The organism is Nonomuraea ferruginea, from assembly GCF_039540635.1.
Taxonomy (GTDB): Bacteria; Actinomycetota; Actinomycetes; order Streptosporangiales; family Streptosporangiaceae; genus Nonomuraea; species Nonomuraea ferruginea.
In genome coordinates this window covers 171899-187723 of the sequence record NZ_BAABFD010000001.1, presented here as the reverse complement: position 1 = coordinate 187723, position 15825 = coordinate 171899, and the positions used below count along the sequence as shown (strand labels likewise).

General features: G+C 72.6%; 10 protein-coding genes. 7 read left to right on the top strand and 3 right to left on the bottom strand.

Annotated elements, in window-relative coordinates; translation table 11 throughout:
• Positions 1–24 precede the first annotated feature (24 nt).
• Complete coding sequence (locus tag ABD999_RS00850; RefSeq protein WP_271275918.1) at positions 25–1317, top strand: D-arabinono-1,4-lactone oxidase; 1293 nt, start codon at positions 25–27, stop codon at positions 1315–1317.
• A gap of 365 nt (positions 1318–1682) precedes the next feature.
• Positions 1683–4457: a septation protein SepH gene (sepH, locus tag ABD999_RS00845; protein WP_271275919.1), complete on the top strand. Its 2775-nt coding sequence runs from the start codon at positions 1683–1685 to the stop codon at positions 4455–4457.
• Between the two features lie 565 nt (positions 4458–5022).
• Here sepH and ABD999_RS00840 read toward each other — a convergent pair.
• Together ABD999_RS00840 and ABD999_RS00835 are read right to left on the bottom strand one after the other, a co-directional pair.
• Positions 5023–6546, bottom strand: coding sequence for a PH domain-containing protein (locus ABD999_RS00840; protein WP_271275920.1), 1524 nt, complete (start codon positions 6544–6546; stop codon positions 5023–5025).
• A 725-nt stretch (positions 6547–7271) separates the two neighbouring features.
• A complete protein-coding gene (locus tag ABD999_RS00835) occupies positions 7272–7793 on the bottom strand; it encodes a PH domain-containing protein (RefSeq protein ID WP_261808402.1) in 522 nt (173 codons plus the stop codon).
• Positions 7794–7888: 95 nt separating this feature from the next.
• Here ABD999_RS00835 and ABD999_RS00830 point away from each other — a divergent pair, with 95 nt between their 5' ends.
• The 5 genes from ABD999_RS00830 to ABD999_RS00810 all read left to right on the top strand — a co-directional run bounded on the left by ABD999_RS00830 (position 7889) and on the right by ABD999_RS00810 (position 14892).
• Positions 7889–8851 carry an ATP-binding cassette domain-containing protein gene (locus tag ABD999_RS00830; protein WP_271275921.1) on the top strand — a complete coding sequence of 321 codons (963 nt, stop codon included), beginning with the start codon at positions 7889–7891 and terminating at the stop codon, positions 8849–8851.
• A gap of 8 nt (positions 8852–8859) precedes the next feature.
• Complete coding sequence (locus ABD999_RS00825) at positions 8860–9660, top strand: ABC transporter permease (protein ID WP_148030291.1); 801 nt, start codon at positions 8860–8862, stop codon at positions 9658–9660.
• Positions 9661–10408: 748 nt separating this feature from the next.
• Positions 10409–10951, top strand: coding sequence for a YbhB/YbcL family Raf kinase inhibitor-like protein (locus ABD999_RS00820; RefSeq protein WP_345482509.1), 543 nt, complete (start codon positions 10409–10411; stop codon positions 10949–10951).
• Positions 10952–11254: 303 nt separating this feature from the next.
• Complete coding sequence (locus ABD999_RS00815; RefSeq protein ID WP_271275922.1) at positions 11255–12595, top strand: hypothetical protein; 1341 nt, start codon at positions 11255–11257, stop codon at positions 12593–12595.
• Between the two features lie 83 nt (positions 12596–12678).
• Positions 12679–14892, top strand: a complete 2214-nt coding sequence (locus ABD999_RS00810) for a SulP family inorganic anion transporter (RefSeq protein WP_416276703.1) — start codon at positions 12679–12681, stop codon at positions 14890–14892.
• A gap of 209 nt (positions 14893–15101) precedes the next feature.
• Here ABD999_RS00810 and ABD999_RS00805 read toward each other — a convergent pair whose 3' ends face one another.
• The gene (locus ABD999_RS00805) at positions 15102–15776 is read right to left on the bottom strand and encodes a hypothetical protein (RefSeq protein WP_271275924.1); all 675 of its coding nucleotides are present in this window, start codon (positions 15774–15776) and stop codon (positions 15102–15104) included.
• Positions 15777–15825 lie beyond the last annotated feature (49 nt).

Here is a 15825-nt window from a genome sequence, read left to right as displayed (position 1 = left end):
CCCCAGCCAGGAGAACCCGCGCGCATGGCGTTCACCAACTGGGCAGGCAACCAGGCCTGCTCCCCCGCCGAGGTGCGCACGCCGGCCTCCGCCGACGACGTGGCGCGGGCCGTGCGGGACGCCGCGGCGGGCGGACGGCGGGTGCGCATGGCCGGGACGGGCCACTCCTTCACCGGGGTGGCCCTCACCGACGGCATCCTGCTGCGCCCCGAAGAGCTGACCGGCGTCCGCTCCTGGGCGGACGGCCAGGTCACGGTCCTGGCCGGCACCCCGCTCAAGACGCTGAACACGCTGCTCGACGGGCGCGGCCTGGCGCTGGCCAACATGGGCGACATCACCGAGCAGACGGTCGCGGGCGCCATCCAGACGGGCACGCACGGCACCGGACGCGACAGCGGCGGCCTGGCCGACCAGGTGACCGGCCTGGAACTGGTGCTGGCCGACGGCTCGCTCGTCACTGCCGCGCCCGGCGAGGACCTGTTCGACGCCGCCAGGGTCGGGCTGGGCGCGCTCGGCGTGCTGACGGCGGTGACGTTCCGGGTGGAGCCCGCGTTCCTGCTGCACCACCGGCGCAGGCGGCTGCCGCTCAGCCGCATCCTCGACTCGCTCGACGCCCTCACCGCCGAGAACGAGCACCTGGACTTCTTCTGGCTGCCGCACACCGACGCGTGCCTGGTCAAGACCAACAACCGGCATCCCGGCCCGCCCGCCCCGCCGAACGCGTTCCGGCACTGGCTGGACGCCGTGTTCCTGGAGAACACCCTGTTCGGCGCCGCCTGCGCCGTCGGCGCCCGCCTCCCCGGCCTGATCCCCCGGATCAACGCCGTCAGCGCCGCAGCCCTGAGCGACTCCGAAGCCGTCGACACCTCGTACAAGATCTTCACCGCGCGGCGGGAGGTGCGCTTCCTGGAGACGGAGTACGCGATCCCGCGCGAGCGGCTCGGGCAGGCGCTGCGCGAGACGCGCGACCTGATCGACCGGATGGGCTGGCAGATCAGCTTCCCCGTCGAGGTGCGGGTGACGCCGCCGAGCGACGCCTGGCTGTCGACCGCGTACGGCAGGCCAAGTGCGTACGTGGCCTGCCACATCTACCGTGAGACCCCGAACCCGGCCTACTTCGAGGGCGTCGAGGAGATCATGACCAGGCTGGGCGGCCGCCCGCACTGGGGCAAGCTGCACACCAAGGACGCCGCGTACCTTTCGGGCGTCTACCCGCGCTTCGCCGACTTCACCGCCCTGCGCGACCGCCTCGACCCGGACCGCCTTTTCGGCAACGCCTATTTGGACCGGGTGCTCGGGCAGGTCTCCCCCAGGTAAAGAATGCGCGCGGACGCGTGTCCCGCCGTGCCTCCGCCCGTCGGGGGCGGCAACCTCGTCGATCGTGCCCCGACGTTCCGGCCTGCCCTCCCCGTACGCGACCGCGGCCCTCACCGCGCCGGCCGCCTCCGGCCCGCAGTGCGAACCGATTCGCCAGAATCCGACGAGGACGTCTAACCTCCTCCTGCGCACGGGCGGGCTCTGAGAGGATGGACTCGTCAAATGTGACTGGCGTCACAACGCCCCGCGGCTATCCCAGCAAGGCGATGTTCGGACATGCCGGGTACGGTGCTGGCAGGCAACCGGCACACGCGAGAGACTCAAGGGTCCGGGGGAAGAATGGCGACGCTGACGAAGGGACTCGCATGCAGGAGCTCCGACTCGTCGCGGTGAGTGAGGACGGCACCTATCTCGTGCTGGCTACTGCCGGGCGGGGCACGCGCTTCACTCTTCCTGTGGACGACCGGCTCCGTGCTGCCGTCCGTGGCAACTTCTCCCGTCTCGGCCAGTACGAGATCGAAGTGGAGAGTCCGTTGCGCCCCAAGGAGATCCAGGCCCGCATCCGTGCCGGGGAGACCGCGGAAGAGATCGCCGCCACGGCCGGGATCCCGGTCGAGCGGGTCCGCTGGTTCGAGGGGCCGGTGCTCCAGGAGCGCGAGTACGTCGCGCAGCAGGCGCAGCGCGTCACCGTCCGCATGCCCGGCGAGACCGCGGCCGGCCCGACCCTGGGCGAGCTGGTGGCCGAGCGGCTCACCCGGCGCGGCGTGCCCGCCGACGAGATCGACTGGGACTCCGCCAAGCGCGACGACGGCCTGTGGCGGGTCAAGCTCGGCTACGTGTGGAACGGTCACACGCGCCACGCCGAGTGGCTCTTCGACCCGCGCCGCCGCCACGTCAGCCCGCACGACGACGAGGCCCACCGCCTGTCCTCGGCCGACTTCGACCCTGATCCCGTGGTGGAGGACACCACGGTCACGCCGTTCGCGCCCCGGATGGCCAAGCTGCAGCCGGTGCCGCCGCTGACGTCCGACCCGCTGCCGTTCCCGTCCGTCATCAGGCCGGGCTCCCAGCCCGAGGAGCCTGCGGTCGGCTACGACCCGCCGGCCCGCGAGCTCCCCGTGGACCTTCCGCCGGCCGCCTTCGACCGCGACCCCGACCCGGCGCCGCCCGCCCGCGACGACACCCGCCGCGGCGGCCCTTCCCCATGGCTCCCGGACCTCGGCCCGTCCCGCCCCCAGCCCTTCTACGCCCCCGCCGACGACCGCGTCTCCCCCGACCGCACAGCCGGTCCCGGCCACCGCCCCACCGGCCCACACCCGGACCGGGGTGCGGTGCCGGGCGCAGACTCACACCCCGACCGGAGCGTGGCACCGGGCGCAGACCCGGGCCCGACCCGTCAAACCGGCTCATACTCCGACCGGAGCCCCATTCCGGGGACAGACCCCGGCACGACTCGTCCGACCGGTTCACACCCGGACCGGAGCGCGGCGTCGCGGCCGGAGCGTCCGACGGCGGCTCAGCCGCCTACGGACCGGTTCGTCCCGCAGGCGCGCACCGACGCCGCTCCGGCGGGGCCGTCCTCCTCCGGCGCGCCCACTGGCTCCTTCCGGGAGACCACGCCCGAGAGCACCGTGCCCGTGGAGTCGGCTCCGACCGCCGCGTCCTCGGAGACCGTCGGGCAGCCTTCCGCTCCTGAGGCGACTCAGGCGCCGACCAACGACTCCCCCGCTGCCCAGACTCCGGCGGCACCGGCCGCGCCCGTACAGGATCAGGGCTCCGCCGCGTCCACTCAGACGCCCTTCGCCGAGACCTCCGCCTCCGCCGAGCCGGGCGGAGCGGCCCAGCGTCCGGAAGCCGCCATCGCCCAGTCCGCCACACCGGCCCGGCAGCAGGAAACGCCGGACACGGCACCGGCCGCGCAGTCCGCACAATCGTCTGAGCAGACCGCGGCGCGGGCCGCCCAGACGGGATCACCGGCCGAGCAGTCTGGGACGTCACCCACACAGCAGCCGGAATCCGCACCCGCCCAGGCGCAGACACCCACCGCTGCCGACGCCGCCACCCGGCCCACCGATGCCCCGGCACGTATCACCGACGGCACCGACGACCACGCGGACGTCTCGGCAGACGCCGTGACCACCGGCCCTCCGGCAAGCGACCACCAGCCGGAAGCGGCTCCAATCAGCGCGGACGCTCCTGCTCAGCAGCAGGAAACACCGGCCACCCAGACGCCGCCGTCGTCCACTCAGACCCCGGCACCCGCCGCACAGTCGGCGCCGTCGCCCGCACAGGACACCACACCACCTGCGCAGACGGCACCGTCGCCCGCACAAAGCACCACACCTGGCGCGCAAGCGGCATCGTCGCCTGCGCAGGGCGCCATACCTGCCGCGCAGGCAACGCCAACCACTGAGCAGGGCACCACACCGACCGCGCAGTCGGCGCCCGCGGCTGAGCAGGGCACCACATCCGCCACACAGGCGACGCCAGCCGCTGACCAGGGCACCGCACCCGCCGCGCAGGCGGCGCCTACGGCTGAGCAGCCTGGTACGTCACCCACGCGGGAGCCGGAATCCGCGCCCGCCCAGGCGCAGACATCCACCACACCCGCCGCCGACACGACGACCCAGACTGCCGAGGCCCCGGTGTCCGACGCCACCGATGCCGAGACCCATGCTGCCGCCGACGGCGGGACCGCTGCATCGGCTGCCGCCGCCGAGCCTCCCGCTGCCGCGGAAACGCAGAGCCCGGGATCGACCGGCGACGCCTCCGGGCCCGCCACGGAGGGCCCCGTGACGGCCGGCGCTCCCGCCGCGCGAAAGGCTCCCGAAAGCGACCCCTCGCCCGTACGGGAGACCGAGGCGGCGGAGAAGAAGGCTCCCGAGGTCCAGGCCGAAACGGAGACCGGTGGCGGCCGCAAGCATCAGCCCAAGGGCGCCAAGCCGGGGGCGAAGGCGGTGCCCGCGGCCCGGCCGAGCAAGGACGACCAGGCCGAGCAGGAGCCTCCGGCCAAGGAGGAGCCTCCCGCGCCGACGCCCGCGCCCAAGCCGGCCCGCCAGTCCCGCAAGGGCTCGCGCGGACGCCGCGCCTCGGTGCCGACCTGGGACGAGATCATGTTCGGCGCCCGCCGCCAGGACTGACAGCGACGGATGCACGTGAGCGCACCCGCCTGAACTCGCAGGGCCCGCCAGGTCTGTACTGCCCCAGCCCACAGGGCCCGCGAGAGTCCGTGCGCGCCGCGACCTCAGCTCACATGGCACGCCAGGGTCCGTACCCACCGCGACATCAGCTCACAGGGCCTGCCGGGGTCTGTGCGTGCTGCGGCCCCAGCCCAGAGGCCCCGCCAGGGTCCGTGCGCACCGCGGCCTTAGCTCACAGGGCGCACCAGGGTCCCTGCGTGCTGCGGCCCCAACACACAGGGCCCGCCAAGGTCTGTGCATGCTGCGGCCTCAGCCCAGAGGCCCCGCCAGGGTTCGTGCGCGCTGCGGCCTCAGCTCACAGGGCCCGCCAGGGTCCGTGCGCGCTGCGGCGTCAGCTCACAGGGCCCGCCAGGGTCTGTACTGACTGCGGCCTCACCCGCCCGGCCCAGGCAAGCGGCAGACGCCTGGCCGGGCGTTTCACCGTACGCGTGACCCGGCAGTCCTGACCGCTGACAAGAAGTGCCTCTGAAGGGCTGCCCGTGCCCTGTCACACCCGGGGCAAGGGTCAGCCGGTGGACGGAGGATCGGAGGGGGTGTGCGGGTTGAGGAACGGGGCCAGCCACTCGGGTGTCACCTCGGCGGGGAAATCCCTGCCCTGGGCTTCGGAGACGTCGATGGCCGAGTATCCGCCCTTGCCGGCGCCGGCCCCCACCGTCAGGGTGAGGACGCCCGCCCGCCGCTGGAACCACGTCTGGTGGAGCCGCCAGCCCACCACGGCGCGGCGTTCCACCACGGCCGTCGACCGTCTGAGCGAGCCCGAGCGGACCGCCACGCGATCGCCGTCGTAGCCGTGACCGAGCGAGCGGTAGCGGTCGAGGCCCAGGGGAACGCCCAGGGCGGCCATGACGAGGGAGACCACGAGCAGCACCCACCACACGGTCAGCCCTGTCAGCAGGAGCAGCAGACCGGCCAGCGCCGCCGGGACGAGCCACGGGAAGACGGCCCTGAACAGGCGGCGGTTGCCGGCGACCGGCGGGTGGGGCCGCAGCTCGGCCTGGTAGGGGCCGATGGCGTCGCCGGTGACCGCCGTGGCGTCCGCGCGGGGGACCACCGGCAGGAGCTGCCCGCGGGTCCCTGAGTCGCCGAGCCCGGTCACGATGGCCCAGGCGCGGACGACACCGGCCCAGCGTTCGGCGAGGCCGTCGACGATCTCGTAGCCGCGCACCCGCCGGGACTCCAGCGACACGCTGCGCCGGTTGATCAGCCCGCGTTCGGCCACCAGGTAGCCGTCGCGCCGCTTGAGCCGGAAGTCCCAGTTGAAGACCGCGTACATGACGCCGCCCGCGATCGGCATCGCCACGATCAGCAGCACCATGGCCGCCACCAGCAGCGAGGGGCGCTGCCACAGCCATTCTCCGACGCTCCATGCGGCGTTGCGGCCGAAGCCGAGGTCGTCGCCCCACTGGAAGGCCAGGCCGACGGCGCCGCCCGCGAGCGCGAACGGGGTCAGCAGGTAAGCGCCGGACAGCGGCCCGTACAGCAGCCACCTGCGCGGGACGGCGAAGATGACCCGCTCCGCCGGCACCCCCTCCGCGTGCCTCTCCTCCTCGGGCCTGACGGTGGTGGTGGCCTCGGCGCGGGCGCGGCGCAGCAGGAGGGGTTTGAGCCGTTCGGCCTCTCCGACGGTGACGCCGTCGAGGGTGGCCTCGCCGTCACCCCCGCTCGCGCCGGTGTCGATCTTCAGGACGGCCAGGCCGAGAAGGCGGTGCATGGGCGGGGTGGACACGTCGACGCCGCGCACCCGTTCCAGCGGGATGGTGCGGATCGAGCGGCTGATGAGCGAGCGCTTGATCTCCACCCGGTCGCCGGCGATCTCGTACGTGAACGTCGCCCATCGGATGAGGGCGAACACCACGGTCCCGACCAGGCCGAACGCCGCCCAGAGGTAGGACCTGGGCGAGAACCCGCCCACCACCAGCACACCCACCAGGGGCACCAGCAGCGAGGGCAGCATCCGTACGGGATCGATCAGCAGCACCTTGGGGCTCAACCGCAGCGGCACCGAGAACGGCCCCGGCGGTCCTCCCACATACGACCCTCCAGCAGACGCGTACGGCCCACCAGAAGACCCACCACCCCCGTACGGCCCACCAGGAGACGCATACGGCCCCTCAGGGGATCCACCCCCGTAAGGCGCCCCACCCGCACCGGACCCGGCCTCCCCATGCGGACCCACCTCAGAGAGGCTGCCCTCACGAGGCGGGGTGTCATCGCAGGGTGGAGTGCCCTCCCGAGGCGCGGCGTCCTCCCCAGGCGCGACGCCCTCACGGAGTGGGGTGTCCTGGTGGAGGCGGACGTTCTCGCGAAGCGCGGTGTCCTCGCGAGGCGCGGCGTCCTTGCTGGGTGCTTCGTCCTCGCGGGGTGGAGTGCCCTCCCGAGGCGCGGCGCCCTCTCGGGGTGCACCCTCGCGAGGCGCGGCGTCGCGAGGCGCGGTGTTCTCGCGGACCGCAGCGTCCTCGCGGGGTGCGATGTTCTCGCGGGGTGGAGTGCCCTCCCGAGGCGGGGTGCCCTCGCGGGTTGCGGCGTCGCGAGGCGCGGCGTCCTCGCGGGTTGCGGCGTCCTCGCGGGGTGCGGTGTCCTCGCGGGGTGCGGCGTCCTCGCGGGGTGCGGCGTCCTCGCGGGGTGCAGGGTTCTTATCAGGGTTCTTATGAGGTGTCTGCTCTGTGGGGTCGGCGCTCGGGGCCGGGATGTCCTCGCCGGGAGTCCTCTCGGGCGGGGGGTCGGCGGGCGGCTGCGGGTGGCCGGTGGGGCCGGTCATGTCGCGTCGTCCCTGAGCTGCTCGGCGCGGTGCGCCAGCGCCTCCGCGAGCTCCGCCGCCACCCGGAAGTCCAGCCCTTTGATCGTCGACGACCCGGCGTGGGAGGCGGTGCGGATCTCCAGCGTCGCCAGCCCCAGCATCCTTTCCATCCATCCCTGCCCCTTGTCGACGGTCTGGATGCGGCTGACCGGTACGAACACCCATTCCCTGGACAGGAACCCCTGCCGGGCGTAGACGACGTCACCGGAGAGTTCCCACCGGTGCACCGCGTACCGCACGAACGGCTCGGCCAGCAGGAACGGCGTGGTCAGGACCGCCACCGTGACCGGCAGCAGCCACGGCCGCGCGGCGAACCACTGCGGCACCCACGGCCAGCCGCTGCCACCGACCCAGCCGGCGACCAGCACCGACCCGCCGACCAGCAGCACGAACCCGATCAGCGCCTCCAGCAGCCAGAGCCCGCGGGCCCGGGGCGAGACGCGGTTGGCGGGATCGCGCAAAGGACCTGATGACGTCACAAGGCCAGCTTAGGGCTCGTGGCATATCGCTGATCTGTCACCGGTGTCCGGATCCGGATCCGAAGAATGTCGGTGGGCTCAGGCAGAGTGTCCCCATGACGGGGAACCACTACGCGATCGAGGCCGAAGGCCTGGTCAAACGTTACGGGGAGACCAGGGCGCTCGACGGCGTCGACCTGGCCGTGCCGCCCGGCAGGCTGCTGGGCGTGCTGGGCCCCAACGGCGCGGGCAAGACCACCGCCGTGCGCGTCCTGGCGACGCTGCTGACGCCCGACGCCGGCCGGGCGTCAGTGCTCGGGTTCGACGTGACGAGTCAGGCCCACCAGGTGCGCTCGCTGATCGGGCTGACGGGCCAGTACGCGGCGGTCGACGAGATGCTGACCGGCGTCGAGAACCTCGTGATGATCGGCCGGCTGCTGGGCCTGTCCAGGCGTGAGGCGCGCGGGCGAGCCACGGCCCTGCTGGAGCGGTTCGACCTGTCCGACGCGGGCGGGCGGGCCGCGAAGACCTACTCGGGAGGCATGCGCCGACGGCTCGACCTGGCGGCGAGCCTGGTGGGCAGCCCTCAGGTGCTGTTCCTGGACGAGCCGACGACCGGCCTCGACCCGCGCAGCCGCACCGAGCTGTGGGGCGTCGTGCGAGGGCTCATGGCCGACGGCGTGACCGTCCTGCTGACCACCCAGTATCTGGAGGAGGCCGACCAGCTCGCCGACGACATCGTGGTGTTCGACCACGGCAAGGTGATCGCCTCCGGCACGTCCGACGAGCTCAAGGCCACCACGGGCGCGCAGGTGCTGGAGGTGCGGCCGATGGCCGGACACCAGGTGCCGGTGGTGTCGGAGGTGGTCGAGGAGATCGTGGGCGAGGTTCCGGAGGTGTCGGGCGGGCGGCTGACCGTGGCCGTGCGCGACCCCGCCGTAGTGCCGGCCGTGGTCCGCCGCCTCGACGACCTGGGGATCGTCGCCTCTGAGCTGACGCTGCGCAAGTCCAGCCTCGACGAGGTGTTCCTGGCGCTGACCGGGCACCGCGCGGAGGAGCCGGCCAAGGACGACGAGTAGGCCTACGCGTGACCGCGACCACGTTGCCGGCGCCGCCCAGGCGGGTGAGCCCCGGCGCCACCGTGAGCCAGACCCTGACGCTGGCCTGGCGCAGCCTGGTGCAGATCAAGCACAACCCGTGGGAGCTGCTCGATCTCAGCATCCAGCCGATCATGTTCCTGCTGCTGTTCACGTACGTGTTCGGCGGCGCGATCTCCGGATCGACCGGTGACTACCTGCAGTTCGCGCTGCCCGGGCTGCTGGTGCAGAACGCCCTGTTCTACACGCTGTCCACGGCCATCGGCCTCAACACCGACATCGCCAAGGGCGTCTTCGATCGGCTGCGCAGCCTGCCGATCGCGCGGTCGGCGCCGCTCGCGGGGCGGATCATCGCCGACACGTTCAAGCAGGTGTGGGCGTTCGCGTTGCTCATCGGCTTCGGCATGGTGCTGGGGTTCCGGGTGACGACCGGGGTGACCGGCCTGCTGGGGGCGCTGGCGCTGCTCGTGGTGGTGGCGCTGGCCATGTCGTGGATGTCGGTGCTGATCGGGCTGACGGCGTCCAATCCGGAGAAGGTGCAGATGTTCTCCTTCTCGGTGATGATGCCGCTGACGTTCACCAGCAGCGCGCTGGTCAACCCCGACACGTTCCCCTCCTGGCTGGCGGCGTGGGCGGGGGTCAACCCGGTGACACATCTCTCCGACGCGATCCGGGGCCTGCTGATCGGCGGCGAGGTGGCCCGGCCGGCGCTGATCTCTTTGCTGTGGGCGGCCGGGTTCATGGTGGTGTTCGCGCCGCTGGCGATCAGGGTCTTCCGGCGGCGGGCGTGAATGATCTTATTCACGCCCGGCGATCCGAGGCTGACCATCCGGTTCTCCGGCGGCGGGCGGGCGTTGGCATGAACCCTTCCCTCAACCGACGAAGCCGGGCATTCAGACTGCCGTTCGGGCATCGCTCGGGAGGCACTGACCGCCCGGTTCTGAAGAAGGGACGACCTTCCGAGCCATCCTCTCGGACGCCCGGCGTCCCACCGGAAACCATCCTCAAGGCGGGTAGCTCCCAAGCGCCCCCGGAGGCGACGCGGCGCGCGTCCGTCACGCCGCTCGACCCGTGGCCGGATCGAGCAGTATCGAATCAGCCGGCCGGATCGCGTACGGATCGGTCAGTGGTTGTCGTCGTTGATCGGCGAGGGCTTCGGGGGCGTTTTTTCGGAGGGTGGTTCGCGGGCGCGGAGGCGGTGCCCGCGGCGTTTTTCGCGCCGCGGGCGGCATCCGGTCGTCCCAGAAACGGGCGATCAGCCGGTCCGGCGGCGCGGGGTGGCCCGCGTCGAGAAGCGGCAGGCCAGACACGGCGCGGAGGCGGTGGTAAGTGATCTTGGCAGGCGGGACGTCTCGCCCCCGCTTCCCCTGATCGAGGACGGCGGAGCTCGCGACCGCGCCCGCCGTCACCCCTCTGCCGCTCCGGCCGGTGGCGGATTTGCCGGGCTTTACCGGCCACCGACCCTTCCGAAACGGTCGGCGCATGCCCGAGACGCGCGTAGCATCGTGCGGCATGGGGCTGTGTAACAGGACGAGGCGAGTGCGACGTGCCGCCGTCATGGTGACGGCGGTGGCGTCTGTGCTCACCGTGTCCGGTTGCGGCACCATCATCGGCACGTCCGAGGCGCAGGAGATCGCGCGGATCAACGTCTCGAGCCCCGATCTGCGCGAGGGCAGGCCGCTGCCGCGGCAGTTCTCGTGCCAGGGCAGCCAGGGCAGCCCGCCGCTGCGCTGGTCGAGCCGGCCTCTTGAGGAGGCCGAGACCGTCGCGATCGTCGTCGACTCCAACTCCGCCGAGTCGTCAGGTGTCTACTGGGTGCTCTACAACATCCCGGCCACCACGACCGAGCTGGGGCCCAACGCCGCCGAGAGCCCCCCGGAGGGGTCCGGTCAGGCCAAGGTCACCAGCGGCAAGGCGGGCTACGAGCCCCCTTGCGTGGGCAAGGGCACCTACCGTTTCAGCGTCTACACGTTGAGCGGGAAGGTCGACGTGGAGGAGGGCGCGTCCCTTTCCACGGTCCTGAAGAGGATCGCGGATCGCACCATCGCCCGTGGCCGGCTCACGGCGGTGAACATCGAGTGAGACGGACGACACGGAGCGTAGTTCTGGTTACCAATTCTTCACTTAGGGTGTGACAACGCTCGTCGTGGTCCGACAGAATCAGATCCAATTGTTAGGTGCTGGTGATCAAAGGGGGCAGGTCGCGTCGATGGCCGCGCGATCTCACCGGTGCCGAAGGCAGGCCATGGCTTTGAGGGTGGTGCAATGACTGCGGTCGTAGTGAGCTTGGTCGCTGTTGTGCTCCTCGTGCTTGTCGTCGTGGCACTGGGCATGCGTTCGATGAATCGCAGGGAGAGCTCGCTTCCTCCTGAACGTCTGAAGGAGATGGCCGAGAAGGAGGAGCGGACGGTCACCCGCTCCACTGATCAGTTCGCGGCCGCCGAGCCGAAGATGACCAAGTTCAGCCCCGACTTCAGCCCCATCGACGAACCGAAGCCCAAGCCGGTCCGCACCGGCCAGCGGGGCAAGCGGGGCGTCGACGAATGGGGCAACCCTCGCTCGGACGACGACGACGAGGAGTTCTGGGCCAACATCCGCAGCGACGCCGAGGAGGGCGGGTTCGGCGCCGGCGGCACGGTCGCGGCCCGCAAGGCGGCGTCCAGGCCGGCCGAGCGCGAGAGTGAGCCGGCTGCCAGGGACCGTTCCACCGAGACCCAGCGCCCCGCTCCCCGTCGCACCAGGCCCACCCCGGTCGACGCCACCGCCGTCGACCCCAACGCGGCCACCGTCCAGGCTCCGCTGCCCCAGCGGCCGGCGAAGGCCCCGAGCCCCGCCGCCGCCGGTCTGGCCGACCTGGTGGAGCCGGTGCAGCATCCCGCGCCGTCCGCCTCCGACCTGGCCGACCAGCGCACGGTCACGTTCTCGGCGCAGACGTCGGACGTGATGAGCATCCTCGGCGCGGGCGCCCAGCCGGTGCCGTCGCCGCGCCCCGACGCCCGGCAGACCGGCGGCTCCCGCGCGGCCCAGGGCCGCGGCCAGAGCCGCGCCCAGAGCGCCCCCCAGCAGTCCACCGGCGGATACGCCGCCGCGCCCGGCGCGGGCAGCGGCTCCTTCCCCGCGGTCGACCCCGCCTCCAGCGGCTCCTTCCCTGCCGTGCCCGCCTCGCCGATCAACGCCGCGCCGACCAGCGACCCGTTCCCCGCCTACAACGGGGGCTCCCCCGCCGCCGGTCCGGGCGGCTCCTGGCCCGCGCAGCCCGCCGCCACCGCGTCCGGAGGCTGGCCCGCCACCCCGTCGCCCGACATCCTCGACGACCCGGCGCCCGGCGCCACGAGCGGCTCCTGGCCCGCTTTCCAGGAGCCGCAGCAGCCGTACCGCTCCTCCTACGAGGTGCGCGCGGGCTGGGCGGTGGCCGACGACTCCGACGCCCTGTCCGGGCCCTCCCCCGCGAGCGCCGCCCCGGCCGCGCCCGCCAGGCCCGTCCCGGCCTACGACGACGTGCTCGCCGCGCCGACGTCCACGCCGATGCCCGCTCCGTCGCCGCAGTCGTTCGCGTACGAGACCGGCGACTTCGCCAACCCGGCCACCTCCCAGGCGGCCTGGCCCGCCCCTCCGGCGAACGCCGGTTACGGCGCGGACACGTACGGCGCGGCCGAGACCGGTCGCGACGGCGGCGGTCACCGGCGCACCACGCCCGAGCAGGAGTTCCCCGACTACTACCGCTGATCGGCGTCGCGGGAGCGAGACAGGAATCCGTAAAACCCCTAGCGGGCCACTCAAATGAGGGTCGGCCCCGCTAGGGTTTGCGCATGGTCCGCCTTACGCAGAGTAGCCTGCTGAGCACACTCCGCCATGATGTGCCCGCTTCGATCGTGGTCTTCCTCGTCGCGGTGCCCCTCTCGCTGGGCGTCGCGATGGCCTCGGGCGCCCCGCTCGCCTCAGGGCTGATCGCCGCCGTGGTGGGCGGCGTGGTCGCGGGCGCGCTGGGCGGCTCCGCCGTCCAGGTGAGCGGCCCGGCGGCCGGCCTGTCGCTGGTGGTGGCCGACCTGGTGCAGACCTACGGCTGGCGGGCCACCTGCATGATCACCTTGCTGGCGGGGGCGGTGCAGCTCCTGCTGGGGGTGTTCAGGGCGGCCAGGGCGGCGCTGGCGGTCTCCCCCGCGGTCGTGCACGGCATGCTGGCCGGGGTGGGCGTGGTGATCGCGCTGTCGCAGCTGCACGTGGTGCTCGGCGGCAGCCCGCAGCGTTCGGCGCTGGCCAACATCATCGAGCTGCCCGGCCAGCTCGTCGACCCGCACGGCCACAAGATCGCGGTCGGGATGCTGACGATCGGGGTGCTCGCGCTCTGGCTGCGGCTGCCCAAGCAGGTCAAGGTGGTGCCGGCGCCGCTGGCGGCGCTGCTGGTCGCGGCGGTCACGGCCTGGGCGTTCGGCTGGGACGTCACCCGCATCGACCTGTCCGGCGCGTTCACCGAGTGGACGTTCCCGGTGCTGCCGCAGGGCGACTGGCACATGGTCGTGGCGGCGGTGCTGCTGGTGGCGCTGCTGGCCGGGGTGGAGTCGCTGCTGTGCTCGGTCGCGGTCGACAGCATGCACACCGGGCCGCGCGCCGACCTCGACCAGGAGCTGACCGGGCAGGGCGTGGCCAACATGGTGTCAGGGGCGCTGGGCGGGCTGCCGCTGGCGGGCGTGATCGTGCGGAGCACCACGAACGCGCGGGCGGGCGCCCGCAGCCGGGCCTCGACGATTCTGCACGGGGTGTGGGTGCTGGTGTTCGCGATCGGATTCGGGTGGTCGATCCAGCTGATCCCGGTCGAGGCGCTGGCGGCGCTGCTGGTGTTCATCGGCGTGCAGATGGTCAATCTGGGCCACATCCGCAAGGTCCACGGCCATGGCGAGGTGCCGGTCTACATCGTGACCATGGCGGCGGTGATCCTGCTCGGACTGGCCGAGGGCGTGCTGTTCGGGCTGGCGCTGGCGGCGCTGATGGCGCTGCGCAGGCTGACGGGGGTGACGGTGCGGACGCGGCAGCAACCCGACGGCCGCTACCACGCGACGATCTCCGGTTCGCTCACGTTCCTCGGCGTGCCGAGGCTGACGCAGGAGCTGCGCGCCATCCCCGCCGGGGCGCCCGTGGACCTGGACCTCAACATCGACTTCATGGACAACGCCGCCTTCGAGGCGATCCACGCGTGGCGGCTGGACCACGAACGGCTCGGCGGCACGGTCGACATCGACGAGCTGCACGACGAGTGGTACGCGATGGCGGCCAGCGGGGTGCGCATGTATCCGGCGAAGACCCTGTCGAGCGGCCCCGACCGGTCGTGGCTGCCGTGGGCGCACCGCCGCTCCCGCGCCTCGCAGCGGGTGGAGCCGCCGCACGGCACGCCCGGCCAGGCCGACTGCCGCCTCACCGAGGGCGCGCGGGAGTTCCACCGGCGCACGGCTCCGCTGGTGCGGCCCATCTTCACCGAGCTGGCGCGCAAGCAGCAGCCCACGCACTTGTTCATCACGTGCGCGGACTCGCGGATCATGCCGAGCCTGATCACCGCGAGCGGCCCCGGAGACCTGTTCACCGTGCGCAACATCGGCAACCTGGTGCCGCGCCGCGGGACCGAGCCGCACGACGACTCGATGGGGGCGGCGATCGAGTACGCCACGCAGGTGCTGGGCGTGCACACGATCACGGTGTGCGGCCACTCGGGCTGCGGGGCGATGGCCGGGCTGCTGAGCGGCGGGGTGAAGGCGGGCAGCCTGCCGGCGATGCGACGCTGGCTGCGTCACGGCAACCACAGCCTGGCGAGGTTCATCGAGACCGCGGGCGACCGGCTCGACGCCGACGCGCTCGACCTGCTCTGCAAGGTCAACGTGCAGCAGCAGCTGGACAACCTGCGCACCTACCGGAAGGTCGACGACCAGGTCCGCGCGGGCCGGCTGAAGCTGGTGGGACTCTACTTCGACATCGGCTCGGCGCGGGTGCACATGCTGCCGCCGGTGTCGTCCTCGCTCTCCGTGAAGGCGTGAGCCTGGGGCGTCCGTTCTGCGTATTCCTGCACAGACTCGACCGGCCGGCCGGGGTTAGCGTGCGGGGTACGCGAGGTGGCGCTTCGCGGAGGTCCTGACTCCCAGGGGCCGGGAGGGCGGAGGCGCCCGCCGCCGAGCCGCGTCCCCTGACGAGGGCCGCCGGCGGCGGGACCACCGCCTCCGCCCTTCACCGCGTAAGTCCCCGGGTCTCAGGCGTCGGCCCGCACGGCCGCCGGATAGTACGCGGCCCATGCCGCGTCTCCCATGCGCAGGATCTTCAGCCCTGTCCAGCCGAGGCCGATGACGGGCAGGGCCCAGAAGACCGCTGTCAGCGGTCCGTACGGCACCGGGAAGGACAGCACGTACCCGCCGGCGACCAGCGCGGGAACCCACCAACCGACGAAACCGGCCCGCCACACCGCCGCCGTCAGCAGGGGCAGCCCGAGGGTCCCGAAGAGCAACCATGGCAGCTGGAAGCCCCAGATGACGCCGGGCAGGCCGAGCATCTCCTCCATGATCCGCTGTGACTCCTCCGGCTGGTACCGCTGTCCCAGCCACCACTCGACGGGGTCGCTCATCAGCAGGGCCGAGGCCGAGATGTAGCCGACGACCGTGAGGGCGCCGGTCACATGGCCGAAGGCGGTGGCCTTGCGCCGGGTGAGATGGACGAGCCCGAGGGCGGCCAAGGCCATGAGGATCCAGCTCCAGTGGTAGAGCACCGACTGGAGCTGGGCCAGCGCCGGGTTGTCGCCGAAGCTGACGGCTTCCCTGTCGTCGCCCCAGGTGCCGGGGTCGACGACGACGGCGACGGCCTGGAGCAGCGGGGCCAGGACGAGCAGGATGCCCGCCGCGGTGCGGCGGAAGGTCACGGGGTTGCCTAACATTCCGCCCAAGCTAGGGCGCGGACGCGCCGGTGGTCGTCCTCCTGACGGC

Bases quoted from the DNA above. Each gene is read 5' to 3' on its own strand.
- ABD999_RS00830 (WP_271275921.1), top strand. From the start codon at position 7,889: ATGACGGGGAACCACTACGCGATCGAGGCCGAAGGCCTGGTCAAACGT.
- ABD999_RS00815 (WP_271275922.1), top strand. From the start codon at position 11,255: ATGGCCGAGAAGGAGGAGCGGACGGTCACCCGCTCCACTGATCAGTTC.
- ABD999_RS00810 (WP_416276703.1), top strand. From the start codon at position 12,679: ATGGTCCGCCTTACGCAGAGTAGCCTGCTGAGCACACTCCGCCATGAT.
- sepH (WP_271275919.1), top strand. From the start codon at position 1,683: ATGCAGGAGCTCCGACTCGTCGCGGTGAGTGAGGACGGCACCTATCTC.
- ABD999_RS00850 (WP_271275918.1), top strand. From the start codon at position 25: ATGGCGTTCACCAACTGGGCAGGCAACCAGGCCTGCTCCCCCGCCGAG.
- ABD999_RS00805 (WP_271275924.1), bottom strand. From the start codon at position 15,776: ATGTTAGGCAACCCCGTGACCTTCCGCCGCACCGCGGCGGGCATCCTG.